We start from the raw sequence: 24,947 nt of genomic DNA, 5'->3' as shown, positions 1-24,947 counted from the left end.
TAGTCGCATGTCAGTCATTAGTACGATCTTAGTTTTAATCGTTGCAGTAGAAGCCTTACTGATCTTGTGTTTAGAAATGTTTGGGTCCCAGACGGCTACAGCTCAAAAAGCCTTTGGAATGTCAGCAGAGTATCAGCATCGGCCAGAAACCAAGTCGACTATGGCCAATATTGGTCTATATAACGGGTTTGTTGGCGTTGGCTTGTTATTCATGCGCTTTGGCTTGCCTGCCAATGCCGTGGTAGCCGGATGTCTCGTGTTTACCGGATTTGTATTCATTGCCGGTATCTTTGGTGGCTTAACAGTTAACCGGCAGATTGCCTGGACGCAAGGGATACCTGGTCTATTAGCTTTCTTGAGTTTGTTGATATTCAAATAGTTCTTGAGCTAAAAAGCTATCCCCAAATGTGTCTTCACGCTGGAGGTACTGCTTGCCGAATTCGTCTAGTTGGCCGTGAAAATCCTGTGCCATTTCCGCAGTAAAGTTGCTGGGAAGACTGACTTGTTTTTTCAGGTGCTGATAACTATCAGTTTGCTGGTAGCCAAGGTGCTTGAACAAGCGGCGAGTGTAGGAGTCAGCGATAAAAGTGGGCAAATCAAAGATGTAGACTAAGTAAACATCGGCAGTTTCCTGGCCAACACCAGGAAGAGCCAGGAGTTGCTTTCGAAGCTCGGCTTGAGTGGCTGAGGTCGCAATTCCGGCATAATCCCAGCTTCGGTCGTTGAACCATTGAAAGACACTGTGAATGGCTTTGGCTTTATTTCGGTAAAAGCCACTGGCCCGAATTAAATCGATTAATTCAGTTTGCGTTAATGCTAACACCGCTTCAGGATCTAACCTGGTGCGGTGTTTTAAATTGTTTAAACCAACATCAGCGTTTTGCCATGCGGTATTTTGAACTAGAATGGCACCCACAATGATGTCGCGTTTATCATCTGCGGGCCACCAGCCCGAAGGACCCATGTGGGTTAACAACGTTTGATATAACCAATTAATCTCTATTGAAATAGCGAATACCTCCCTTGTTACTACCCATAGTTTACACGATATTGAAAAACAAAAATGCCTCTTCATTCCGAATTTAGCGGAATAAAGAGGTATTTACTTATAAGGCCAAGTAAATTGCAGCCGGCCCACTCCTGTCTTAAACTTCTTGTTACCCCGGCTATACAAAAATTATTGCTGCTTCTCGTCAATTTGTTTCTGAATGGTATTCAGTAACTGGGTTAATTTTGTGGCTTCTGCGTCGGACAGAGACTCTTCAAGCAGAACGTTCATTTGTGAAAATGACGTTTGAATGTTACTAACTAAGTTTGCACCCGCTTCTGTCAACGAGAGTAATTTTGTTCGCTCGTTTTCCACCGGAATCGTCCGCACAATTAAATTACGACGCACTAACCCTTTTAATAAGTTAGTCACGCTGGCTTCTTGCCGATTAAGGTAGTGTGCAATATCACGCTGCATACTGTTAGGATGACTGGCAATAAAATTAATGGCTCGGGCTTGATCAGAATTAAGGTCTAGCGAACGAAGCTCTTGGTTCAAATACTGCGTCTCAAAACTTGCGATACGATGAATTAAGCTAGCCGTTGTTTTTGTGTTCATGGCTGCCCCCTCCTCAGAAGTAATTATATTTCGACTGTAGAATACCAGCATGACCTTGTAAATACAACTATAAAGACTTGATTTTGACAAATAAATTTAAATTAGTTGGTATTGCAATGGTTTTAAATGTCTACATTGAGCGATTATCAAGTAAATATAGATGATAAAAAGTCTAAGTTGGTATCTTCGAATCAACACTTCTTCCAATACGTCTATTATAACAAAGATGTTGTGAAGTAACTCAATATTGCTGAGACTTTCACTCGGTTTCTTGATTGCACCGTTGCCAAATACTTGAAAGTAGGCCAACAGCGCCACCCCGATAAAAATCATCGAAATGACGCTGTTGAGTGTTATATTTTGGAATTTACCGAGTTATGTTACCAAACAGTTGTCCTTATCTCACAGGATTAGCATTAACAGCTGCTTTCATTTGTTTGGTATAATCCGTTAATTTTGCTGGTGCTTGGTGACCGTATTCGGCCACGATGTTGACACAGGCACTACCAACGATGGCACCGTCAGCAATTTGTGCCATTTCGGTGGCTTGTTCAGGGGTATGAATCCCAAAACCAATGGCGGTTGGGACGTCAGTAACTTTACGGATCCGGTTAACTAAATCAGCTAAACCGTTGGCGAATTCACTTCGTTCACCGGTAACACCCAGTGAAGAAACCACGTAGATGAAACCAGTGGCTGCGGCAGCAATCTTTTCAATCCGGTCGGCAGAGATTGGGGTGACTAACGGGATTAGATCAACGTTGTGTTTTTCTGCAATGGGTGCCAGTTCACCACGTTCTTCCAGTGGCATATCTGGAATGACTAATCCGTAGATGCCGAGTTCCTCACAGCGTGCTGTAAAGGCTTCATAACCATACTGAAAGACGATATTTAAATAAGTCAGAAACGCTAGTGGGACATCAGTCTGTTTGCGAATTTCCTTGACCATGTCGAAAATGGTGTCCATTGGCAGATCAGGATCCGCTTTTAAAGCCCGTAAATCAGCCGCTTGAATCACTGGTCCATCAGCGATTGGGTCGGAGAAGGGAATCCCAAGTTCAACAATATCCGCACCGCCTTTAGCTAGTGCCACCACGTTGTTGACGGTTCCTTCAAAGTCCGGGTCGTTAGCAGCAACGAACGGGATGAAAGCTTTTTGGTTTTTAAAGGCATCAGTTAATTTACTCATCGATATCCACTCCTCTGTATTTAGCAATTGATGCGACGTCTTTGTCGCCCCGACCTGAGAGGGTGCAGACAATGATTTGATCTTTACGCATCTTTGGTGCAATTTTTTCAACGTAGGCAACGGCATGGCAGCTTTCGATAGCAGCCACGATACCTTCTGTTTTGGCGATGTATTCGAAGGCCTGAACGGCTTCATCATCAGTAATGCCGACGTATTGAGCACGACCAGTCTTAGCCAGGTAGGCATGTTCGGGACCCACACCTGGGTAATCAAGACCAGCTGAAATTGAGTACACTGGGTTGATTTGACCAGTCTTGTTTTGCAGGAACATGGACTTCATCCCGTGGAAAATACCATCGGAGCCCCGTTCAACAGTGGCGGCGGTAAGTTCAGTTTCAACACCCTTACCAGCAGCTTCAGCACCGACTAATTGAACGCTTGGATCGTCAATGTAATTGGCAAATGAACCAATGGCGTTTGAACCGCCGCCGACGCAGGCGACTACCATATCTGGTAATTTGCCAGTTTTTTCTTTGAGTTGTTTCTTTGATTCCTGACTAATTACTGATTGGAAATCCCGAACCATTAATGGATAAGGATGTGGACCGGTGGCTGAACCCATGAGATAGAAGGTGTCATCCACCCGTTTAGTCCAGTCTTGCAGTGCCGCGTTGATAGCATCTTTCAAGACCATTGAACCGCTGGTAACGGGGTGTACTTTGGCACCTAACAATTCCATCCGGTAGACATTTAGCCGTTGACGGTCAGTATCTTCCTTACCCATGAAAATTTCACATTCCATACCGAAGTAAGCGGCAATGGTGGCAGTAGCCACACCGTGTTGGCCAGCACCGGTTTCAGCAATCAAACGAGTTTTACCCATGTGCTTTGCCAGTAAAGCTTGGCCAATCACGTTATTAATTTTATGGGCACCGGTATGGTTGAGGTCTTCACGCTTCAAATAGATTTGAGCACCACCAAGGTCTTTGGTCATGCGTTCCGCATAGTACAGCAGTGAAGGACGGTTAGCGTAGTCCACCAACAGATCATGGAGTTCGGTTTTGAATTCTGGATCGTTCTTGTAATGCTCGTAAGCTTTAGTCATACGATCCAGTTCGTTCATTAAAGTTTCAGGAATATATTGGCCACCGTATTCGCCGTAGCGTCCGGAGATATTTTTGTTAAGTTCCAAATTAAGTTCAGTCATTGATAGGTTTCCTTTCATTAATTAGCATGAGTAGTTGCAACGATTGCACGAATCTTATCGGGATCTTTTTGGCCGTTGGTTTCAACACCGCTGGAAACGTCGATCACGTCTGGGTGAACAGTGTTAATGGCAGTCGTGACATTATCTGGTGTCAGCCCGCCAGCCAGGATAAACGGGTGGGGTGCATTTGGTACTCGCGTCCAGTCCAATGCGACCCCTGAACCATTCCCACTATCCAGCATGACGTAATCGGCTGTAGTGGGGGTAATTTTGGCATTTGGTTTGAAAACTTGAAAGACGGTAGCCCCAGCAGCTTTAAGCGCCTTGACCGTTTCTTCAGATTCATTGCCGTGAAGCTGGACGATTTGAATCGCGCCGCTGTGATAGATTTTTAACATATTCTCTAATGGTTCATTAACGAACACGCCAGCGGTTGGAATTGACGGATCGAGCAGTTGCCGGAATTTTAAAGCAGTTGGCAGTGAGATTTGGCGACGACTTTTCGCAAATACAAAACCAGCGAAATCCGGGTGCACTTCATTAACGACCTGCGTATCTTGTTCTCGCATTAATCCACAGATTTTGATTTGCGTCATGTCATCACACTCCCAACAATTGCGTAATTTTTTCAGCTTTATCGGGTGCGGTCATCAAGGCTTCACCGATCAAGATACCGTTCATATGGTTTTCTTCCATGACCTTCACGTCGTCTCGGGTATGAATCCCGCTTTCGGCAACGAAGGCAATGTTATTAGGAACCAGTTTACGTAGCTTGATGCTGTTATTCAGTGATACATCAAAGGTTCTAAGGTCGCGGTTATTGACCCCAATCAATTTAGCGCCTACATCTACAGCACGTTGCAGTTCCTGTTCATCGTGAGCTTCAACTAAAGCGGCTAATCCAAGTTCGTGGGCTAGTTTAAAGTAGTCTTTCAGCTGCTGATCACTGAGAATTGCTACTATTAATAGTACGATACTTGCGCCTGCTGCTTTAGCTTGATAGAGCATGTACGGATCAATAACGAAATCTTTTCGCAGAACGGGAACACTGACGTTGGCTGCAATTTCTTGCAGGTAGTGAATGTCACCCTTAAAGTAATCGGGTTCGGTGAGCACTGAAATGGCGCTGACACCGTGTCGGTCATAATCTTCGGCAATCTCTAAGTAGGGGAACTGGTCAGCAATTAATCCCTTTGAAGGGGAAGCTTTTTTAACTTCACCAATCAAGTGAATGCCAGGAGCATTGAAGCGGTCGTAAACCGCTTGTGGATCCTTAGTCGGCACTGCGGCGGCTTTAGTTTTCATGTCGTCAACTGAGATAATGGCTTTTTCACGTTGGAGGCGGCGTTTTGTGGCTGCCACAAGGTCGTCTAGAATCATGCTACTTGTGCTCCCTTCGTAAGGTCGATTAATTCGTTCAGCTTCTTCTCAGCAGCACCGCTGTCAATGACTTCAGCAGCCTTCTTAACAGCACCTTCCATGGTTAATTCTGGATGAGCAGTGTAGAGTGCCAAGCCGGCGTTCAAAAGAACGATATCGCGCTTCGGACCTGGCTTGCCAGCCAGAACGTCGCGGGTGATTTGAGCATTATCCGCAGGTGTGCCGCCAACAATGTCTTCCTTCTTAGCCCGCTTCAAGCCAAATTGTTCTGGTGTGATGGTGTACGACTTAAAGTCATCACCACGAACTTCAACGACATGGGTTGGTGCGGAAATGGAAGCTTCATCTAAACCATCAGTACCATGAATAACTAAAGCATTTTTAACACCTAACTCATGAAGTACGTGTGCCATTGGTTCTAGAAGCTCATCATCATAGACACCTAGTAGCTGCATTCCTGCATGAGCTGGGTTGGCTAATGGTCCAAGGACGTTGAATAAGGTTCGAATACCCAGTGTTTTACGAACGGGAGCCACAAAGCGCATGGCCTTGTGATATTCCTGTGCGAATAAGAAGCAGATGCCGATTTGATTTAAGATATCTTCACTGGCTTCTGGTGTGACGTTGATGTTCACACCTAAGGCTTCAAGCACATCAGCGGCACCGCTCTTGGATGAAGCGGCCCGGTTACCGTGCTTAGCAACTGGCGTGCCAGCAGCTGCCGCAACTAATGATGAAGTGGTTGAAATGTTAAATGAGTTGGCGTGATCACCACCAGTACCGACGATTTCAAGAACCGGCTCCCCGGCTTTAAAGGTTAAAGCGTGATCTCTCATTGAATTAGCAGCACCGGCAATTTCTTGCACGGTCTCGTGCTTGACTGTTAAAGCGGTCAGTAAACTTGAAATTTGAATGTCATTAGCTTTGCCATCCATGATCTCGTTCATCACGTCGTTCATTTCGTCAAAGGTTAAATCGGTACGGCCTGCTACTTTAGTAATTGCGTTTTCAATTGTCATTGTCATGGTAAATTCCTCCAGTTTATTGTCAGTTCGTGTTCATCAATTGAGTTGATTCAGCTGAGAGGCTTTGCCATCGTTTCTGATTTAAATTTGTCATGATTAAGATCTCCTTTGGAATACAAAAACTCCGCCCATAACATTCGCGCTATAAATAGCGTTTTGTTAAGGACGGAGTTTAAATTCCGCGGTGCCACCTTAATTTGATGCAGGGACTGCTCCCTCGCATCACCCTTAGCGAAATGCGTAATCACATTTCCGACAACTGACGTATGTCTGTACGTTTCCTCGTACTCAAGTAATCTTTCAGAGGAACCCTCTGTGGTCCATTTAATTACCTGCGTTCGGTCGCACTCTCAGCTCCGGCGACTCTCTTTACGTGCACGATAATCTTGATCTCCACATCATTGGTTTGTATGAGCGAATTTATTTGATTGACATAAGATTAAAACTTTATGAAAATATTGTCAATACTTTTTTCTAAATTTAATTTCATGCAAGCTTACCCAGTGCGATTGCGACATGGATTTGTGCAAGATAATTTTTAATAATTTGTTGGCCGACATTGCCATCAGTCATGATGGATTCAGGGTGAAACTGAACGCCGTAAACTTGATTAGCCTCGTCAGTCACTGCTTGAATCGTGCCGTCATCAGCCGTTGCTGTTACGGTTAAATCTTCGGGCATGGTTGACGGTTCAATCACCAGCGAGTGGTATCTGGCGGCTTCAAATTCATTTGGACAATCCTTGAACATAGCAGCGTGACCTCTTTGTGTCATCAACGATGGCTTGCCGTGCATCAGCTTCGGTGCATGAACTACTTGAGCACCATAGGCTTCACCAATGGCTTGGTGACCTAGACAAACGCCGAGGATTGGTACCCGGCCAATAAAGACACGAAGAATCTGCATCATGTTACCGGCGTCTTCTGGGCGACCGGGCCCTGGGGAAAGGATGATTCCCGTTGGATGTTTGGCTAATAGTTCATCAGCGGTGAGTTCATCATTTTTAACCACGGTGATGGGTTCTTCACTAAGCGTGCCGATAAGTTGATACAAGTTATAGGTGAAACTATCGTAATTATCAATTAGATAAAGCATGTGCGACGCCTCCTTGATCTGCTGTGTTAATTGCGTTAACCACTGCGCGGGCCTTGTTATTAAATTCTTGATATTCGTATTTGGCGATGCTGTCGGCGACGATGCCGGCGCCGGAATGCACCACGATTTGATCACCCTTTCGGTAGGTCAGCCGGATACCAATGCAAAGGTCCAAATCACCGCTGAAATCCAGGTAACCTAGGCAGCCGCCGTAGACGCCGCGTTTACGATTTTCCAGTTTGGCAATGATCTGCATGGCGGATATCTTCGGCGCACCTGATAGGGTGCCGGCAGGTAGGACTGCATTGACGATGTCCATGGCGGATGCTTTCGGGTCAGCGGTACTTTCCACCGTTGAGCCTAGATGCATGACGTTAGCGAACTTCAGCAGGTTACGGGTCTTAGTAACCTTAACCGAACCAAACTGACTCACGACGCCTAAGTCATTCCGGCCTAAATCAATCAGCATGTTATGTTCGGATTTTTCCTTCTCGGAAGTCTGCAGTTCGTGGGCAAACTTATCGTCCTCTTCTTTAGTAGCGCCACGCCGGCGAGTACCAGCTAACGGATAGGTGAACAGGGTGTTGCCACGCTTGGTGATCAGCGTTTCCGGTGATGCACCCAATGTTTCAAAGTCGCGATGGTGGAAGTAGAACTGGTAGGGGCTGGGACTATCCTTAAACAGCGTTGGCGCCACGCCCAGCAAGGAGCCACTCATAGAAGCTTGTTGTGGATTTGAGAAAATAAGTTGGAAAATGTCACCGTCCACGATGTGTTTTTGGGCAACTGCGACGCGTTCAGAAAATTCTGAAAGGCTGAACTGAAAATGAAATGGTTGAGTCAGTGCAAATCGTGGGAGTGGTTTTGGCTGAGCGTTAATAATGACTTGCTGCAGTTTTTTTAACTCCGAAATAACAGTATCGTAGCGTTCTTTCAGTTCGTCAGTCGGAATGATCTGGCTGATGGTGACCTTTTGCTGGCGATGGTTGTAGGCAATGACACGGTCTATCAGCAGCAGATCTGCGTCATCCAGACTCATTGGGTCAGCTACCTGCTGTTTAAGCGCAGTGGTAGCGTATTTGGCATAATCGTAACTGAAGTAGCCAATTAAACCACCCGTAAATGGGGGTAAGCCAGGAATCCTGGGTGTTTGATGCTGCTTGAGAATACCCTCCAAAATTGGTTTTAATGCTGTTTTCTTGGTGGTGTTTTCGCCGCCTTCAACCGTGGTCGTCAGAACGCCATCACGGTAGGTGAAAGTTTGTTTAGGAGCTAAACCGATGAAGGTATAGCCATCTTCGGTTTTCTTAGGCTTCCCCGTTAATAGAAAGCCAGGTTCTTGAGCGTCTTTTAAGGCGTTGAATAAGGTTACAGCGTCAAAGTCTGGCAGCTGAAATTCTAAAGTAACTGGTGCAGCTGGGTAATCTTTAGCAGCTGAGAGTAGTTCGTTTAGTGTCATGGTGTTTTCCTCCAATTTAATGTTTGTTAGTGTTAGATACATTGAATTTTGGAGTTTGCCATCGTTTTTGGATGCTTTGGTTTATCATCATCAAGATCTCCTTTGGAATACAAAAACTCCGCCCATAACATTTGCGCTATAAATAGCGTTTTGTTAAGGACGGAGTTTAAATTCCGCGGTGCCACCTTAATTTGATGCAGGGACTTCACCCTCGCATCACCCTTAGCGAAATGCGTAATCACATTTCCGACAACTGACGTATGTCTGTACGTTTCCCCGTACTCAATCTATCTTTCAAGGGAACCCTCTGTGGTCCATTTAACTACCTGCGTTCGGTCGCACTCTCAGCTCCGGCGGCTCTCTTTACGTGCACGATAATCTTGATCTCCACATCATCGGTTTGTATGGACGGTGTTTAATTGGCACTTACAATACGCAATATTTTAAATTTTGTCAAGTTGGAAGATAAAACAGCTTATGCAATTCTAATAATCATTAATGAAAATGTTCCGGATTATAATAAACTAGATTGACGTCTTTAATGTAAAAATTTGAATTCTCACAAAATTGATCAAATTGTATTTCCCTTTAAACCAAATAATAAATATAGAGAAATTAAAGAATCCCAATACAATGGCGATTAAGCAGAAATAGAAGTAACAAAAATAATTTCTGAAAAATATTTCAAAATAAATATCGGGTGGGAATAGCTGTTAACAAGCAATTCTTTAATAGTATTTTAAAATTAAATTAGATTAAAAAAGGATTAGTACTTGACAGAATAATTCTAATAGTTTATTGTCTTATACAACAAATCAAAACAGCAAAGGGAGTTCCAATTATGATTCTGAAAACGAAAGCATTAAACCGACAATTAAATCGATTTAGTTACTATTGGTCAATGTAGTGTCTACACCGGACAGGTTGCAGACACGCATCACTGCAATCTGTGCGGCCAATAGTTTTTCAGCATCATTTGCCGGTCACACAGAAAGTTTTCAAAACACTGTGTGACACGGAAAACTCCGTTGTTATAAATTCGACGTCAAAACGTCTCGCAGTGTTTTGTGAAAACAAGACATTACGAGACGTTTTTATTTTGATTAACAATTTTAAGGAGGTGACAAATTGGTTGATGCACATACGAGTTTATATGGTTTTATCGCTAAGCCTGCGCGGCACAGTTTGTCACCGCTAATTCACAATATGAGTTTTCAAGCTTTAGGCATCAACAGCGTTTACCTCGCATTCGACGTTGAACAGTCACAGTTCAAAACCGCTGTCCAATCGCTGCGAGCGCTGCCGATTCTAGGTATTAACGTGTCGATGCCATATAAGCAGCAAATTATTGAATTTCTCGATGAGCTGACTCCGGTGGCTAAACAACTGGGGGCCGTTAACACCGTCATTAACCAAGAGGGTCATTTAGTTGGTGACAGTACGGACGGTGAGGGGTTCATTCATGCATTACGGGATGAGCAGATCAATGTGAAAGGTAAGCAAGTAGCGGTGTTAGGAGCTGGTGGTGCCGGTAGAGCAATTATCCTAGCAACGGCCAACGAAGGCGCTGAAGTAACCGTCTTTAAGCGGCAAAACAGTACGTTTAATGAATTGAAGCAACGATTAGCCGGTTGGTCGGATCGAATTCGAGTATTGCCATATGAGGATGAGGCTCAAATGACTGCAGTTCTTCAGGAGGCCGACGTTATTGTCAATACCACTAATCTTGGTATGGCAGACGATAAACGCAGCCCAGTTTCACCACCGGTAATGAAAGTTCTTCATTCCGGACAGATGGTTGCCGATGTAATCTATGCACCGCTTGAAACACCATTCTTAGCCCAGGCTAAGCAGCAAGGATGTCGTACGATGAACGGTCTTGGCATGTTGGTACAGCAAGCAGCGGATTCCTTTAATCGCTGGACACATCAGCAAATGCCAATTGAAAAAGTTAAAGACGCAATTACACAACAATTAGAACACACCAAAAAGTGAGGATGATAAATATGATTATTGTATTAAAAAATGACGACCAAACCACTATTGCAGAACTTCAGCAGCACTTCGGAAATACTAATGATGTCTTTGTCCATAATAATCGTGTAGCTGTCCAAGGTATTACAGCCGCTGATTTATCGGATAGCGAACGCGTTGCCGCCGTTGAATTAATCGACAGTGTTCCAAAGGCAGTTCAAGGTAGCCGAGAGTTTCATCCAGAAGATACAGTGATTAAAACAAAGCACAGCATCATCGGCGGTGATAATTTTACAATGATGGCTGGCCCTTGTTCCGTTGAGTCAGAAGAACACGTGATGAAGATGGCTGCGGTTGCCAAAGCCAATGGTTCAACAATTCTCCGTGGTGGTGCATACAAGCCACGGACCTCACCATACTCATTCCAAGGATTGGGCGAAGATGGCCTGAAGTTCTTACGCAAGGCTGCCGACCAATACAACATGGATGTTCTGACCGAGGTTATGGATGACGAGCACGTTAAACTGGTTGCTAAATACACAGATATTTTCCAAATTGGTGCCCGTAACATGCAAAACTTCTCACTATTAAAAGCAGTTGGTAAAACCAATATCCCTGTCATGCTGAAGCGGGGGATGTCAGCAACGGTTGACGACATTTTAAACGCTTCTGAATACATTGCTGCTGGTGGTAACCACAATATTATGATTGCTGAACGCGGTATCCGAACATTCGATAACAAATACACCCGGAACACTTTGGATGTTGGCGTTGTGCCAGTACTTCAAAAGCTGACCCATTACCCAGTGATCATCGACCCAAGCCATGCTTCAGGTCACACTGAATTCGTGACACCGTTAGCTTTAGCTGGTGTTGCAGCGGGTGCTTCGGGATTAGTGGTTGAAATCCATGATGATCCGGCTCACGCGCTTTCAGATGGTCCGCAAGCTTTGAAGCCAAACGAATTCAAAGAATTATCCGACAAAGCATTTGCTATTCGTGAATTATTAACGGAAATGCCACAAGAACAAGCGGAAGCGGGGCGCTAGAATGACAACTGTTTCTGTGACGTTACCAGAGACAAAGTATGATGTATTAATTGATCGCGGCCTGCTAAAACGGGTCGGTGAACTGGTTTCAAAACAGTGGTCAGCACGAAAAATTGCGCTGGTCAGCGATGACAATGTGGCACCGTTGTATCAAAAACAGGTTACTGATTCGTTAACGTCGGCCGGCTTCGATGTTCACCGCTACGTTTTTCCAGCTGGTGAAGCTTCAAAGTCATTGACAGTTCTGGCTGATTTGGCACGGCAAATGGCTAACGATGCCTTTAACCGTGACGATAGTGTTATCGCATTAGGTGGCGGGGTCACTGGTGATTTGGCTGGTTTACTAGCTGCCACATATATGCGAGGACTGTCATTTATCCAAATACCGACATCATTGTTGGCACAGGTGGACAGTTCAGTAGGCGGTAAAACCGCAGTTGATTTAGATAACATTAAGAATATTATTGGCGCTTTTTACGAACCAGATTTAGTGATTGTTGATCCGGATACCTTAGCCACCATGAAACAGCGTGACTTGGTTGAAGGTTATGGCGAAATCGTGAAGACCGCCGCACTGGAAGGTGGTGACTTTTGGCAACTCATCGAGACCATTAATAGTCCGGCTGATTTGATTATCCACTCGCCAGAATTGAGCGCACGTTCGATTCACTATAAGGCGTCGGTGGTGATGGCTGACGAAACGGAAAGCGGTACTCGTCAGTTATTGAACTTTGGGCACACGATTGGCCACGCGGTTGAAGCGTTGGCTGATGGCGGCCTGCGTCATGGCGAAGCAGTCAGCATTGGGACCGTAGCAATTATGCGAGTGTTTGAAAACGCTGGTTTAGCGGAAAAGGGCATCACCGCAAAATTACGCGATCGCTTTGCGGCTGTTGGTTTGCCGGTAACGGATGAGTTATTGACCTCACCGCTTGTGTTAGACAAGGTCAAAAACGACAAGAAGAACCGGCATGGACACTTGAATTTAGTTTATCTGACGGCCATCGGACAACCTAAGATCAAGTCGATTCCAAGTAGTGAAATTGCATCATTTTTACATTTATCAATGGCTGATTAGTCATTGATAACGCGTGGTAACAATGTTTGGGAAGGCGTTGTTATAGCGTGAAGGACATTTTGTGAAAATTTGAAATAGTTTAAAAAATTCTGGGGAATGAACGCCTCATAATTTTTTGTATCCCTGGTACTTTCAATACGAATCGTTAGTTTTCTGATACAATGGAGAAAAGTGAAGGGAAGGGTCGCCATGGTTACAATTCGAGATATTGCTAAGCGTGCCGGCGTGTCAGTGTCGACAGCGTCCCGTGCGTTGAATAACCATCCCAAGATCAGTCAGAAGACCAGGGATAAAATCAAAGCAATCGCTGATGAAATGGGCTACTTGCCCAACTACAACGCTAAGAATTTAACCAATGGTGTCTCTAACGCGATTGGGGTTGTGTTTCCGCCTGGTGAAATGAGTTCAGCTGCTAATCCGTTCTACGTTGATATCTTAATGGGCATCAACCGAGAATTACGGCCGAGAAACGGTGTGTTGTCAGTGGCGATTGCCAATACGATGGCAGAATTAGCTGCCAACGTTTCAGCACTGATCACTCAGGGGCTGATCCGTTACTTCGTGTTGCTATATTCCAAGAAAAACGACCCAATCATTAAGCTATTAAGAGCCCAAAAAGTGGCCTACGTAGTCATTGGGGATCCCAATGCTGACGACGAGAAATTTGTGAATAACAATAATCAGTTAGCGGGGCAAAAGGCCGGTGAATATATGCTGAAAAAGTTTAACGCCAGTCGGACGCTGTTTGTAGAATCTGAACCAGAGCAAGGTTTCGAGCGCAAGCGGCGATTAGGGTTTCAACAGGCGATGGCAGCGGCAAACATTCCTTCTGAAGTGCTAAAAATATCCGAAAAGGGTCAAATGAAGCTGGATGATGCCGTGGCACAATTCTTGATGACCAGACAGACCATCGATGGTATCGTGACCGCTGATGATACATTGGGACAAATGATTTATCAGCTACTGTGGCGGCACCTTGATCGGAGTGTTCCCTTGATTTGTTTTAACCGGAATCGAACCAATAATCTGCTGATGGGGCCTTCGGTTCGCTTTGTTGAACTCTATCCCCAAAGTATGGGGGCAGCAGCTGTTCGTGTGCTTATGGATCCAGATAAAAAATCAGAAATAATCCCCTTTACGATTGAACGGTAAGTTGCCTGAAACAACTAATGTAGCGGGGTTAAGCGTGCTTGTGTAGTTAGCAGTGAAAAGCACATTAAACGTCAATTTTTTTGAAAAAAAGTGAAATTGGATTGAAGCCCACCAGAATAGGCTAGGGCGGAATTTCTGATTTCGCTTTTCTTTAAAAGCTTAATGCAACCGGTTGCATCAAAGTGGAAACGGTTGCATAATAGTTTTTGTAGAAAGCGTTTGCAATTATTTAATCTATTTTGAGGAGGAATTCAATATGGCACAATCAGCATCTGATGTCACAAATGGGACAGCCAAAGCGGCTGCACCCAAAAAAGACTTATTGCCATCATTACCCACGAGCACTATCTTCCTGATCAATTTCGGGTTTCTGGGCGTGCAAATGGCGTTTCAACTTCAAAGCACTAACATGGGGCGGATCTTCCAAACCATTGGTGCTGACCCTAATAATTTAGGTTTCTTCTTCATTCTGCCACCGCTGGCTGGGATGATTGTTCAGCCGTTAGTCGGCTATTTCTCAGATCGGACTTGGATGCCTAAACTAGGTCGTCGAATCCCTTATTTATTGATTGGTGCCGTAGTTGCCATGATTGTCATGTTCCTGCTGCCAAATGCTGGTAGTCTTGGTTTCGGTTATGGATCGCTGGCCGCACTTTGGTTTGGTGCCATTACGTTGCTGTTCATGGACCTTTCATCTAACGTTGCGATGCAGCCATTTAAGATGATGATTGGTGACATGGTTAACGAAAAGCAAAAGGGTTTTGGTTACTCGATTCAAAGTTTCGCATCAAACGCCGGTGCCTTATTAGCAAGTATCTTTCCATACGCTTTGACCGCGTTGGGAATTGCTAACGTGGCTAAGAAGGGGACCGTTCCTAACTCAGTTGTTTGGTCGTTTTATGCCGGTGCCATTATTCTGTTACTTTGCTGCTTACTAACGGTTTTCCGGGTTAAAGAATACGATCCAGTTACCTATGCTAAGTATCATGGTATTGCTGATGACAGCAAAAAGAAGGGTATCTTTGAAGCATTAAAGACCGCGCCAAAGATTTTCTGGACCGTTTCCGTGGTTCAATTCTTCTGCTGGATGGGCTTCCAATACCTTTGGACCTACTCAACTGGTGCCATTGCTGACAACGTCTGGCATACAGCCAACGTTGCCTCAGCAGGCTATCAAGCTGCTGGTAACTGGTACGGTGTGATGTCAGCCGTTCAAGCCATTGCTGCCGTTATCTGGGCACTGGTTCTTTCACGGGTTGGCAACAACCACCACAAGCTGTACTACTCACTGAGTTTAATCATGGGTGGTATTGGTTTCGGTTCGATGTTCTTTATTCATGATAAATATACGTTGGTCATTTCATTTATCCTGATTGGATGTGCCTGGGCTGCTATGAACGCCTTCCCATTCACTTTCTTGACCAATGCCATCGAAGATTCAGAAAACATGGGGACTTACTTGGGCCTGTTCAACAGCAGTATTTGCTTGCCGCAAATCGTTGCTTCGATTGCTAGTTTCGCCCTGTTCCCATTGTTAGGTTCACACATGCCAACGATGTTACTGCTCTCAGGAATCTTCATGATTCTCGGTGCTTTAAGTGTTGGCATTGTGAAGGAAGTTTGGGCTCGCAAGTCTGATGCTGAAGAAGAACCAGCAGATGCCGAAGACTAATTTGAAGGAATTTTATCACACACAATACGTAAGTAATCAAGGAGGACTAATATGAAACGAACATTTGAAGTCACCCCTGGAATATTGTTACTCATCAATTAGATCCTGAAGACAAGCGTCTTCAAGAATCCATGACTAGTTTAGGTAACGAATACATGGGAATGCGCGGCTTTTTTGAAGAAGACTACTCAGGAGACACTTTAAAGGGAATTTACCTTGGCGGTGTCTGGTTCCCAGATAAGACCCGGGTGGGCTGGTGGAAGAACGGCTACCCTAAGTATTTTGGTAAAGTTATTAACGCCATCAATTTTATTAAACTAAACGTTTTGATTGATGGTGAGCCCATCGATTTAGCAAAGGATAAAGTTTCGGACTTCGAATTAAACCTCGATATGAAGCAGTCCAAGCTGACCCGTTCCTTTACAGTCACCAAGAACGGTCACGCCATTGCGTTAAACTTAGAACGGTTTATCAGTGTCGCTAACAAAGAGTTAGTTGGTATTCGCGTCACTGCTACCAACAAGAGTAGCGATGCCGTCAAGATTACCTTTAAGTCAGCGATGGATGCGGACGTTCAAAACGAGGACGCTAACTATGACGAACGGTTCTGGGACGTTCTTAAAACGGAACAGAATACAACCGATGGCGCAATCGTTGCCATTACCAAAGAAAATCCATTTGGCACGCCGCGGTTTACCGTTGGTGTTAAGATGACCAACGAAACCGGCTTAGCAGCGGAAAAAGTTGATCAGCCAAACGACAAAGAAGTTGTCAACCAATTTAGCGGTGAACTAAAACCCAACCAAAGTACCACGATCATTAAGCGTATCACCGTTGTGACTTCTCGCGACTACGATACGCAAGCTCAACTGGAAGCAGCGATGAATGATCTTAGTGCAAAGGTAACGGCCACTTCTTACGATGATTTGTTTGCTGCCCATGCTAAGATCTGGGCTGACCGTTGGGAAAAGTCGGACGTTGAAATCGATGGCGATACTGAATCGCAGCAGGGGATTCGCTTCAACCTGTTCCAGCTGTTCTCTACTTATTATGGTGAAGATAGCCGCCTGAATATCGGGCCTAAAGGCTTTACCGGTGAAAAGTACGGTGGTGCCACATACTGGGATACCGAAGCATTTGCCGTTCCCGTTTACCTGGGAATTACGGATCCAAAAGTGACACGTAGTTTGCTGATGTACCGTTACCAGCAATTAGATGGTGCCTATGTTAACGCTAAGGAACAAGGCCTTAAAGGTGCCTTATTCCCAATGGTGACCTTTAACGGAATTGAATGTCACAACGAGTGGGAAATCACGTTTGAAGAAATTCACCGGAATGGCGATATTGCCTTTGCTATTTATAATTACACTCGCTACACGGGCGATAAGAGCTATGTCTTAAACGAAGGCAGTAAGGTCCTCACCGAAATTTCTCGGTTCTGGGCTGATCGGGTTCACTTTAGCGAACGTAATCAAAAGTACATGATCCACGGTGTTACTGGTCCTGACGAGTACGAAAACAACGTTGATAACAATTGGTACACGAACTACTTGGCTAAGTGGACGCTGAAGTATACCTTGGAAATCTTGCAGGAAGTTTCACCAGAAGTTGCTAAAAAATTAGCTGTTACTGATGATGAAAAGAAGCACTGGCAAGACATTGTCGACCGCTTCTATTTACCAGAAGATAAGAAGTTTGGCATCTTCGTCCAGCATGATGGCTTTTTGGACAAAGACATTAAGCCGGTTTCTTCCATTCCAGCTGATCAGTTACCAATTAACCAGCACTGGTCATGGGATAAGATTCTGCGCTCACCTTATATCAAGCAAGGCGATGTTTTGCAAGGTGTCTGGGACTTTATCGATGACTTTACGCCGGAACAAAAGAAGGCTAACTTTGATTTCTATGAACCATTAACGGTTCACGAATCAAGTTTGTCCGCCGCTATCCATTCTATTTTGGCTTCGGATCTTCACTATGAAGATAAAGCCGTTGAAATGTATGAACGGACTGCTCGTTTGGATCTGGATAACTACAATAACGACACGGTCGATGGGTTGCATATTACCTCTATGACCGGTGGCTGGTTAGCTATCGTTCAAGGGTTTGCTGGTATGCGGGTCCGCAAGGATCAATTACACTTCGCACCCTTCCTCCCTAAGAAGTGGAACAGTTATCAGTTCCGGATCCAGTTCCGGGGCCGTTCAATCCAAGTTCGAGTCGATCAAAATGGGACAAAATTAACACTCTTGTCGGGTGACCCAATTACCCTTGATTTAGCGGGTAAGCAGGTTGAACTGAAAGCTTAATTTGAATTTACTCCTACGAACGAATAAAGAAGCTGAGAATTAATTTCTCAGCTTCTTTTATTTAACGAGATAGATTTGATCGTGAATCAGGTCAAACTGATTGAAGTGCTTATTCAGTGCCTTAACCTCAGGCGTATCTGGCAGTTTGGCGTTCTGCCAGAAAATCTTTGAATCGGTTGCGCCATCCTTTTCGCCAATGACGATAAAGTCGTAATCTTTGTCGGCAGCCCGAATCTGCTGCAGCAGTTTCCAGTCGATATCCAGCCCATCTGGCGACCAAACCATGATGATAACATCGACTTGACTCTGGTATTTGGTAAATGCTTCACTGGCGGTCAGCTGTTCGACTTCAGTTACGGGGTGTTTGCCGGTTTCGTTTTCCTTGGTCCAGTCCTTGGAATCGGTAGTGATCACAGTTTGGCCATTATCGCGTAGGCCTTTTGAAACGTAGCCGTTACCAGCCATCACTTCCAGTGCCGGTCGGCCGTTAACAAAGTCAGCCAAATCTTTGGCAACCGGTGCCGAAATGTAGGCCCACATGCCATAGGTGTCTTCTAAATAATCGCGAAAACTGCGTAACTTCTTGTCCAGATCGGGCAGCGCGTCGGATAATTGGTTCCAGAGTTTATCGCCTTCAGGATCACCAACTGGAAATGTCTCGTTGAGTTGTTTGAAAATGACGTCTTGAGTATCATCAGGCAGCAAAAGTTTCGGTAGGGTTTGCGGTAAAAGGCCCTGTTTAAGCAGCCGGTCAGCTTGCAGAACGTTATTGATCAGCAGTTTAATGGTTGGAAATTTAGCAAACAAATCGTTGTATCGCTCCATGGCAGCAATGTAGCCGGATGGTTTAACAAGGTGCTGGCTGCGTGCGCGCTTCAGCAGTTTCTTTTTTTGTTTTGGATTCAAAAAGGAGTCCCCCAGACACAAACGCGTCATTCGACCGAAAAAACCGAATGACGCGTTTCAAATTATTGTTGTTTATCGGTATCAAGCCCAAGTTCCAGTGATTCTTGGTGGGTAATGGGCGTATCTTCATCATCGGTAGTTAAGCGACGAGAACGGCCGTGAATATAGCCGTTCATCAGTTGGTAAATCGCGTAACGGTCATCGGAAGATAACGTTTTGTCACCAAATTTTAGTTCCTTACCGGACAGAAATAGGCGATCCAAATCGTATTCATCACGTTCGGATTTTCCGGCAAGGTAGTCCATTGTAACGTCAAAAAATTCAGCTAACTTACGGACTTCCATATAGGAAGGTACACGGATGCCACGCTCCCAATTACCAATTTGAGCCGCGGTATTCTGGTGTTCTTTATCTGGTTTAAATAATTGATTTAAGGCGGTTGCCAACTGGCCCAGCGTTAAATCCTGACCACGGCGCAACGCCCGGAGTCGTTCGGAAAACATGCACATCACCTCTTATGTACTATTGTATACCTAACGGAGCGTTTTGTGGGTTTGAGTTTTTATTTTACGCTGGAACGACGCTTAATTTAAGAGGGGCGAACCATATGGTATGATATACCCCGTATACTTTAGAAGAATGGGGTGCAGGGAAAGTGAATAAGCATTTAAAGCACTGGCTGGTTGGAATTTTGATCGTAGTCGGTGTGGTTTGTATCGGAATCAGTTCAGCGGGATATTACTTCTATAGTATGGCGGTTGCCCGTGGTAAAAAAACGTTTATTAATAATAGTAATGCCATTAAGAAGAGTGACCCGTTATACCGTGAGAAGGTTTGGTACCGCGGGACGAAGAAGCTGGTCTGGCACGAAACTTCAGCGACTAAGCACCTCAAATTAGTTGCCAATTATGTGCCAGCCAGTAAACAGACCAAGAAAACCATTGTTATTGCCCACGGGTTTGGTGGCAGCAGTGACAAAATGGGGGAATACGCAGGGTTGTTTCACGAGTTGGGGTACAACGTACTGTTACCAGATGATCGTGGTGCAGGTAAGAGTCAGGGGAACTACATCGGCTACGGCTGGCCTGATCGGTTAGACTATTTGAAATGGATCAAGCAGGTCATTCGGAGAAATGGTTCCCAATCACAAATAGTGATGTTCGGAACTAGTATGGGCGGTGCTACTACCATGATGGTCAGCGGTGAAAAGACGCCTAAACAGGTGAAAGCCTACATTGAAGACTGCGGCTATACCAGTGTTTACGATGAAATTAAATACCAGGCTAAATCAATGTACAATATCCCGGAATACCCGTTAGTACCTGTGGTCAGCGGTATTAATTACCTCAAAAACGGCTACACCTTTAAGCAGGCTAGCGCGCTGAAACAGGTTGCCCAAAATCATAAACCGATGCTGTTTATTCACGGGACTAATGATACGTTCGTGCCAACCCGGATGGTTTATCCGCTGTATCGAGCAGATAAGGGACCTAAACGGCTGCTATTAGTCAGTGGCGCGAAGCACGCCAAGTCATACGAACACGCGCCAGCACTGTACCGAAATACCGTTAAAGCGTTTCTGGACCGGTACTTTCATTAGTTGATGATATAATCTAGCCAGAAACCTTTTTAAGGGGATGTTACGATGACCACCAATCGTCAATCGTTTAGCTGGCTCACATTTCTAGCCACCTTCTCTATGGGAGCTGTTGATGCGTACACGTATATCGCTCATAATGAAACCTTTGCCAGCGCGCAGACTGGTAATCTGATTGTTTTTGCGGTGAAGTTTGCTCGTGGCGGCTTTAGCGAAGCCTGGGTATGCCTGCCGATTTGGATCGGGTTTGCACTGGGCTGTTTTGTGGCACAGGCTGCTTTAAGCTGGCTAAATCATAAACCCAATTTAAGGCAGCGCTACCTATGGCTGATGGGCGTCGTGGCCGTGACACTGCTCATTGTTTCGCTGGGACAGGAATGGTTCAGTGAACTGGTAATGATTTTTATTTTGGGCTGGCTTTCAGGGTATGAACTGACCAGTTTTCGCGAAGTAAAGGGTACCACGGTCAATAATGGCATTATGACGGGGAACACTAAGAATATGATGGTGGCACTGTATCACTGGTTAATTGATCATGATCATGCTGATTGTTCCAAGTTTCTATGGCTGGCTGCAACAATGGCGATGTTTATTGCGGGCGCCGGCCTATCAGCGATGACCTGCATATTAATTAGCTCGGATTTGGTCTTGTGGGCCGTTCTGGTTATCAACGCGGCTGGTTTAGTGGTTATTTACCTGACCAGTAGCTTTAGAAATGACGCGTAATAGCGTATAATAACAAACGTATATCGAAACTATAAATTGAGAGGAAGTGCCGACATGATTGAAACAATCATCGTGGCTGTTACCCTCGTGATTGGAGTGCTGGGCGGATTTCTTGTTCGCCGTCAAAAGCACCAGCGCGAAGTTGATGAAGCAACCCGGCAGGCAGCGGCACTTCGGGAGTCCGCGCGAAAAGACGCGGAACAGCAAGCAACAAAATATCTCACTGAAGCGAAAGCAAAGATTCAAGCGGATCGGCAATCAACAGAAGCCGAGCTGGCAGATCAGCAGACAGAGACCGAGAACCGTCAAAGACGGACTGAACAGCGTCAGGTTACTTTGAAGCAGATGGAAGAACGGCTAAATCAGCGGCAGGCAGCCATTGAAGAAACGCAGTCTGTGCTGAATGATGACCAGACTCATCTAAACGAAACCAAGAGTCAGGCGCGTCAGTTATTCGTTGATCGTCAAAATGAAGTCGCTAAGCGAGCTGAGTTAACCACCAGCGAAGCGAAGGATCACATTCGGCTAGAAACTGCTCGGAACCTTGAGCAGGAAGAGGATGTCACGGTCCGTGAGTTAACTGATAACGCTGAGGCATCGGCGGACAAAGCTGCTCGTAATCTGATTATTGAATCGATTCAGCGCGGACCAGTCGACTGGCCTCGTGAGCACGCAGAACACTCAGTTCTGGTACCGACCAATGAGACTAAGAGCAAGTTGATTGGCCGTGATGGTCAGCATATTCGCTTATTGGAATCACTGACTGGTACCGACTTGGTCTTTGATCCTGAGCAGCCGAACTTACTGCTGATCAGTACCCATGATCCGATTCGGCGTGAGACTACGCGTATTGCTATTGAGAGCTTGTTGGCTTCCCGTAAAATTACGGCCGCTGCAATTGAAAAACAGGTGCAAACTGCTCAAAATGAAGTGCTTAAAGACCTTCGCCAGACTGGTGAACGGACGGTTAGCATGTTAAAGATTGGCTTTATGCACCCGGACTTTATGAAAATAATTGGTCGATTGAAGTTTAGAACTTCATATGGTCAAAACGTATTGAATCACTCCATTGAAGTGGCTCAGATGGCTGGCGTGATGGCTGCTGAATTAGGCATGGACGTTCGTGTTGCTAAACGAGCGGGATTGCTGCATGATATCGGTAAAGCTATTGACCATGAAATTGAGGGAACTCACGTGGAACTTGGGGTGGCTTTGGCCAAAGCTTATGGTGAAGACCCGATCGTTGTTAACGCGATTGCTTCTCATCATGGGGACGTCGAAGTTACTTCGCCAATTTCAATTCTGGTTGCCATTGCGGATGCCGTTTCAGGCTCACGTCCTGGTGCCAGAAGTGAATCCGTTGAAGAATATATCAATCGACTTCACAGCCTGGAAAAGATCGCTAATGACCAAAAAGGCGTTCAGGAAAGTTATGCTATTCAAGCTGGCCGTGAGATTCGTATCGTTGTACAGCCAAAGGTTTTGGACGACAAGGCCAGTGAAGAATTGACTGAAAACGTGAAGAACCAGATTGAAAACGAATTGACCTATCCGGGTAAAATCAAGGTAACAACGATTCGTGAATTACGAGCCGTTGAATACGTTGGTGATAAGCCGGGTAAAAAGAAGAAAAAGAAACGTGCGTAGAGTTTGAACACGTTTATAAGAGTGTCCAGCTAAAAAGCGCTATCCTATTTTGTGGGATAGCGCTTTTTCGTTTTCATTCCGGTTCGTTAACAACTTCAAAATTATGATCTACCGTTGCTTTAATAACGGAGTGAGATCTGAGATAGTCAGCAATCAACTGGCTCATTGGCGTTTTATTTTCGGAAATGATTTTATCGGCACGGAACATATCGTAGTGACCGCCACCACCTGCACGGTAACGGTTTAATGCCAACTTGAAAGTCTGCTCATCAGTGACGGGCTGCCCCTTGAAAAGCAGTTTGTCGATGCGATGACCAACGGGTTTTGCCACGTTGATTCGGTAGTCAATACCCTCGTACATATCATAATTATAATGGCGTAATTTCGGTGAATAAAATGCGGGATTAACAACGATTTCATGATTTAAATTAAGCGTGAAATAAGTGGCAGCTTTTTCAAGGGCAGCCTTCAGCTCTTTGCCCGTCACGGACTCTAAGGCGAGGCCGTCTGGATAGACATAATTAGTCATAATATTGCGCATGGTGATGGGATTTTCGAACCCGTGGCCTTCATTATTGAAGAGTGAAGTCGCAGAGATGTCTGCTCCCATGGTTGTCATCTGAACACGCTGAATGAATTCGGTATAAGCAGTTTCCTTCATTCTGGCCTTCTGAGCGCTTTTGAAGGTCAAGTCACCATCTATCTGGGCTAAGGGTTCGGCCAGCCAGTGGTCCACTTTTTTATCCAACTGATGGCTGTAGATTGCAATGTTCCGGTCAAATTCTGCATCTTTAGTTTCAATTAGTCGGGCGCTCTTATCAGCTACAACGTATCCGCCATCTGGTGATGGGGCGAGTTTGAGTACGATTTTGCCCACTGCTTCTCCGCGATAGCCAGGTTGCGTCACTGGTACACCGAAAACGCTGGTAGCAAGTTTTCGGTGTTGATGGCCGGTGATTAGCGCGTCGATACCCTTGACCTCTGAGAGCAGTTGATAAGCTTCGTTTTCACCGTTACTCAGTGATTCAATTAATTTACCAGTCCTTAAATTGCGTTCAAAACCGCCGTGGTAACAGACAATCACAACATCAACTATTTTCTTTAGCCATGGGACTAATTCTTTGGCCACTGAAACCGCCGTATGAAAATGAACATCTTCGCTCACATTATCATGATTTTTCCACTGCAGAACGGCACGAGTGGTGAGCCCAACAATGGCAATTTTAACACCATTGCGTTCAATAATCCGGTATTGCTGGCCAAATAGCGGCCGACCGGAACCGTCAAGAATATTTGCATTCACAACTGGGCGATCACTGGCATTCAGAGCACGTTCCAAATAATCAGTACCATAATCAAATTCATGATTCCCTAAAATTTCGGCATCGTAATGGATTTGATTATAAATTCTGATCAGCGGTTGCGGATCTGAGTGTGGTTGCACCCGTGCGACATAGTAGGCTAGCGGAGAACCAGCCAAAAAATCACCATCATCAATGGTGATTACTGGTCCCGGTGCAGACTCTTGTTCGGAGGCCAGTACCGTTGCAGCTCGGATGAGGCCAAAGGGCATGTGTGCCCGGGGCTTAACGTAATTGGTTGGAAAAATGAAGCCGTGCGTATCGCTAGTTGAAAGAATCGTAAGTGTGACCATGTCGTTTCCTCCAATGCGGTTTCTAATATTACATAAAATTATAAGTTTTTTCTGGTGCGATAGCAACCTGGGAGAATTTTGGGGTATGCGGTAGTACAGATTATGAATCTCGGTGATATTGCCTAGTTGGGCTTCAGCAAGCAGAGACTTGCACCTAACAGGAGAGAACCATAAATCCAAGCCCAGGATTTTTGTCTCTCTCCCGTTAGGCTCCAGTCTCTA

Annotated in this window: 21 protein-coding genes and 1 pseudogene; 10 read left to right on the top strand and 12 right to left on the bottom strand. The window is 45.1% G+C overall.

The genetic code is table 11. The annotated features are described in order from the left end of the window. Positions 1 to 7 precede the first annotated feature (7 nt). Positions 8 to 379, top strand: coding sequence for a DUF1304 domain-containing protein (locus HC026_RS06970; protein ID WP_168925278.1), 372 nt, complete (start codon positions 8 to 10; stop codon positions 377 to 379). Here HC026_RS06970 and HC026_RS06965 read toward each other — a convergent pair. From HC026_RS06965 to HC026_RS06925, 9 genes are all read right to left on the bottom strand, one after another. Then, positions 347 to 976 (bottom strand): endonuclease III domain-containing protein, encoded by a 630-nt coding sequence (locus HC026_RS06965; RefSeq protein ID WP_232843682.1) that lies wholly within the window; start codon positions 974 to 976, stop codon positions 347 to 349. The two genes, HC026_RS06970 and HC026_RS06965, sit on opposite strands and share 33 nt — an antisense overlap. A gap of 201 nt (positions 977 to 1,177) precedes the next feature. Then, positions 1,178 to 1,606: a MarR family winged helix-turn-helix transcriptional regulator gene (locus HC026_RS06960; protein ID WP_168925276.1), complete on the bottom strand. Its 429-nt coding sequence runs from the start codon at positions 1,604 to 1,606 to the stop codon at positions 1,178 to 1,180. 397 nt (positions 1,607 to 2,003) lie between these two features. After that, entirely contained in the window at positions 2,004 to 2,795 is a 792-nt protein-coding gene (gene trpA, locus HC026_RS06955; protein WP_168925275.1) for a tryptophan synthase subunit alpha, read from the bottom strand. Then, a complete protein-coding gene (gene trpB / locus HC026_RS06950; protein ID WP_168925274.1) occupies positions 2,788 to 4,002 on the bottom strand; it encodes a tryptophan synthase subunit beta in 1,215 nt (404 codons plus the stop codon). The genes trpA and trpB overlap by 8 nt, the downstream gene beginning before the upstream one ends. Before the next feature lie 17 nt (positions 4,003 to 4,019). Next, the gene (locus HC026_RS06945) at positions 4,020 to 4,598 is read right to left on the bottom strand and encodes a phosphoribosylanthranilate isomerase (RefSeq protein WP_168925273.1); all 579 of its coding nucleotides are present in this window, start codon (positions 4,596 to 4,598) and stop codon (positions 4,020 to 4,022) included. 4 nt (positions 4,599 to 4,602) lie between these two features. Continuing rightward, the gene (gene trpC, locus HC026_RS06940) at positions 4,603 to 5,382 is read right to left on the bottom strand and encodes an indole-3-glycerol phosphate synthase TrpC (protein ID WP_168925272.1); all 780 of its coding nucleotides are present in this window, start codon (positions 5,380 to 5,382) and stop codon (positions 4,603 to 4,605) included. Beyond that, positions 5,379 to 6,401: an anthranilate phosphoribosyltransferase gene (trpD, locus tag HC026_RS06935; protein WP_168925323.1), complete on the bottom strand. Its 1,023-nt coding sequence runs from the start codon at positions 6,399 to 6,401 to the stop codon at positions 5,379 to 5,381. The genes trpC and trpD overlap by 4 nt, the downstream gene beginning before the upstream one ends. Before the next feature lie 492 nt (positions 6,402 to 6,893). Then, complete coding sequence (locus tag HC026_RS06930) at positions 6,894 to 7,502, bottom strand: anthranilate synthase component II (RefSeq protein WP_168925271.1); 609 nt, start codon at positions 7,500 to 7,502, stop codon at positions 6,894 to 6,896. Then, the gene (locus tag HC026_RS06925) at positions 7,486 to 8,961 is read right to left on the bottom strand and encodes an anthranilate synthase component I family protein (protein WP_168925270.1); all 1,476 of its coding nucleotides are present in this window, start codon (positions 8,959 to 8,961) and stop codon (positions 7,486 to 7,488) included. The genes HC026_RS06930 and HC026_RS06925 overlap by 17 nt, the downstream gene beginning before the upstream one ends. Before the next feature lie 1,128 nt (positions 8,962 to 10,089). Here HC026_RS06925 and HC026_RS06920 point away from each other — a divergent pair. From HC026_RS06920 to HC026_RS06895, 6 genes and pseudogenes are all read left to right on the top strand, one after another. Then, positions 10,090 to 10,956: a shikimate dehydrogenase gene (locus HC026_RS06920; RefSeq protein ID WP_168925269.1), complete on the top strand. Its 867-nt coding sequence runs from the start codon at positions 10,090 to 10,092 to the stop codon at positions 10,954 to 10,956. 11 nt (positions 10,957 to 10,967) lie between these two features. Next, entirely contained in the window at positions 10,968 to 11,984 is a 1,017-nt protein-coding gene (gene aroF / locus HC026_RS06915) for a 3-deoxy-7-phosphoheptulonate synthase (protein WP_168925268.1), read from the top strand. 1 nt (position 11,985) lies between these two features. Next, positions 11,986 to 13,062, top strand: a complete 1,077-nt coding sequence (gene aroB, locus HC026_RS06910; RefSeq protein ID WP_168925267.1) for a 3-dehydroquinate synthase — start codon at positions 11,986 to 11,988, stop codon at positions 13,060 to 13,062. 189 nt (positions 13,063 to 13,251) lie between these two features. Beyond that, positions 13,252 to 14,214 carry a LacI family DNA-binding transcriptional regulator gene (locus HC026_RS06905; protein ID WP_168925266.1) on the top strand — a complete coding sequence of 321 codons (963 nt, stop codon included), beginning with the start codon at positions 13,252 to 13,254 and terminating at the stop codon, positions 14,212 to 14,214. Between the two features lie 256 nt (positions 14,215 to 14,470). Beyond that, on the top strand, positions 14,471 to 15,886 hold the full coding sequence (locus tag HC026_RS06900; protein ID WP_168925265.1) for an SLC45 family MFS transporter: 1,416 nt from the start codon (positions 14,471 to 14,473) through the stop codon (positions 15,884 to 15,886). A gap of 51 nt (positions 15,887 to 15,937) precedes the next feature. Beyond that, positions 15,938 to 18,195 (top strand): annotated as a pseudogene (locus HC026_RS06895) (glycoside hydrolase family 65 protein). Between the two features lie 57 nt (positions 18,196 to 18,252). On the opposite strand, the gene HC026_RS06890 reads toward HC026_RS06895, so the two are convergent. After that, entirely contained in the window at positions 18,253 to 19,101 is an 849-nt protein-coding gene (locus tag HC026_RS06890) for an SAM-dependent methyltransferase (protein ID WP_168925264.1), read from the bottom strand. 62 nt (positions 19,102 to 19,163) lie between these two features. Beyond that, positions 19,164 to 19,604, bottom strand: a complete 441-nt coding sequence (locus tag HC026_RS06885; RefSeq protein ID WP_168925263.1) for a helix-turn-helix domain-containing protein — start codon at positions 19,602 to 19,604, stop codon at positions 19,164 to 19,166. Between the two features lie 152 nt (positions 19,605 to 19,756). Here HC026_RS06885 and HC026_RS06880 point away from each other — a divergent pair, with 152 nt between their 5' ends. Genes HC026_RS06880 through rny form a run of 3 tightly spaced genes read left to right on the top strand, consistent with a single transcriptional unit; the run spans position 19,757 to position 23,071 of the window. Next, positions 19,757 to 20,701 carry an alpha/beta hydrolase gene (locus HC026_RS06880; RefSeq protein ID WP_240891055.1) on the top strand — a complete coding sequence of 315 codons (945 nt, stop codon included), beginning with the start codon at positions 19,757 to 19,759 and terminating at the stop codon, positions 20,699 to 20,701. A 45-nt stretch (positions 20,702 to 20,746) separates the two neighbouring features. Continuing rightward, a complete protein-coding gene (locus HC026_RS06875; protein ID WP_168925262.1) occupies positions 20,747 to 21,424 on the top strand; it encodes a YoaK family protein in 678 nt (225 codons plus the stop codon). 54 nt (positions 21,425 to 21,478) lie between these two features. Then, a complete protein-coding gene (rny, locus tag HC026_RS06870) occupies positions 21,479 to 23,071 on the top strand; it encodes a ribonuclease Y (protein WP_168925261.1) in 1,593 nt (530 codons plus the stop codon). A gap of 73 nt (positions 23,072 to 23,144) precedes the next feature. On the opposite strand, the gene HC026_RS06865 is transcribed toward rny, so the two are convergent. Then, positions 23,145 to 24,725 carry a bifunctional metallophosphatase/5'-nucleotidase gene (locus HC026_RS06865; protein ID WP_168925260.1) on the bottom strand — a complete coding sequence of 527 codons (1,581 nt, stop codon included), beginning with the start codon at positions 24,723 to 24,725 and terminating at the stop codon, positions 23,145 to 23,147. Positions 24,726 to 24,947 lie beyond the last annotated feature (222 nt).

The sequence above is a fragment of the Secundilactobacillus angelensis genome (assembly GCF_012641075.1).
GTDB classification, from domain to species: Bacteria; Bacillota; Bacilli; order Lactobacillales; family Lactobacillaceae; genus Secundilactobacillus; species Secundilactobacillus angelensis.
This window is presented reverse-complemented; position numbering and strand designations above follow the sequence as displayed.

What these genes read in the sequence shown, in the direction of transcription:
- trpB (WP_168925274.1), bottom strand. Translation starts at nt 4,002, where the DNA reads ATGACTGAACTTAATTTGGAACTTAACAAAAATATCTCCGGACGCTAC.
- trpD (WP_168925323.1), bottom strand. Translation starts at nt 6,401, where the DNA reads ATGACAATTGAAAACGCAATTACTAAAGTAGCAGGCCGTACCGATTTA.
- aroF (WP_168925268.1), top strand. Translation starts at nt 10,968, where the DNA reads ATGATTATTGTATTAAAAAATGACGACCAAACCACTATTGCAGAACTT.
- HC026_RS06930 (WP_168925271.1), bottom strand. Translation starts at nt 7,502, where the DNA reads ATGCTTTATCTAATTGATAATTACGATAGTTTCACCTATAACTTGTAT.
- trpA (WP_168925275.1), bottom strand. Translation starts at nt 2,795, where the DNA reads ATGAGTAAATTAACTGATGCCTTTAAAAACCAAAAAGCTTTCATCCCG.
- trpC (WP_168925272.1), bottom strand. Translation starts at nt 5,382, where the DNA reads ATGATTCTAGACGACCTTGTGGCAGCCACAAAACGCCGCCTCCAACGT.
- HC026_RS06945 (WP_168925273.1), bottom strand. Translation starts at nt 4,598, where the DNA reads ATGACGCAAATCAAAATCTGTGGATTAATGCGAGAACAAGATACGCAG.
- HC026_RS06885 (WP_168925263.1), bottom strand. Translation starts at nt 19,604, where the DNA reads ATGTTTTCCGAACGACTCCGGGCGTTGCGCCGTGGTCAGGATTTAACG.
- HC026_RS06900 (WP_168925265.1), top strand. Translation starts at nt 14,471, where the DNA reads ATGGCACAATCAGCATCTGATGTCACAAATGGGACAGCCAAAGCGGCT.
- HC026_RS06970 (WP_168925278.1), top strand. Translation starts at nt 8, where the DNA reads ATGTCAGTCATTAGTACGATCTTAGTTTTAATCGTTGCAGTAGAAGCC.
- HC026_RS06925 (WP_168925270.1), bottom strand. Translation starts at nt 8,961, where the DNA reads ATGACACTAAACGAACTACTCTCAGCTGCTAAAGATTACCCAGCTGCA.
- HC026_RS06960 (WP_168925276.1), bottom strand. Translation starts at nt 1,606, where the DNA reads ATGAACACAAAAACAACGGCTAGCTTAATTCATCGTATCGCAAGTTTT.
- rny (WP_168925261.1), top strand. Translation starts at nt 21,479, where the DNA reads ATGATTGAAACAATCATCGTGGCTGTTACCCTCGTGATTGGAGTGCTG.
- HC026_RS06905 (WP_168925266.1), top strand. Translation starts at nt 13,252, where the DNA reads ATGGTTACAATTCGAGATATTGCTAAGCGTGCCGGCGTGTCAGTGTCG.
- HC026_RS06865 (WP_168925260.1), bottom strand. Translation starts at nt 24,725, where the DNA reads ATGGTCACACTTACGATTCTTTCAACTAGCGATACGCACGGCTTCATT.
- HC026_RS06875 (WP_168925262.1), top strand. Translation starts at nt 20,747, where the DNA reads ATGACCACCAATCGTCAATCGTTTAGCTGGCTCACATTTCTAGCCACC.
- aroB (WP_168925267.1), top strand. Translation starts at nt 11,986, where the DNA reads ATGACAACTGTTTCTGTGACGTTACCAGAGACAAAGTATGATGTATTA.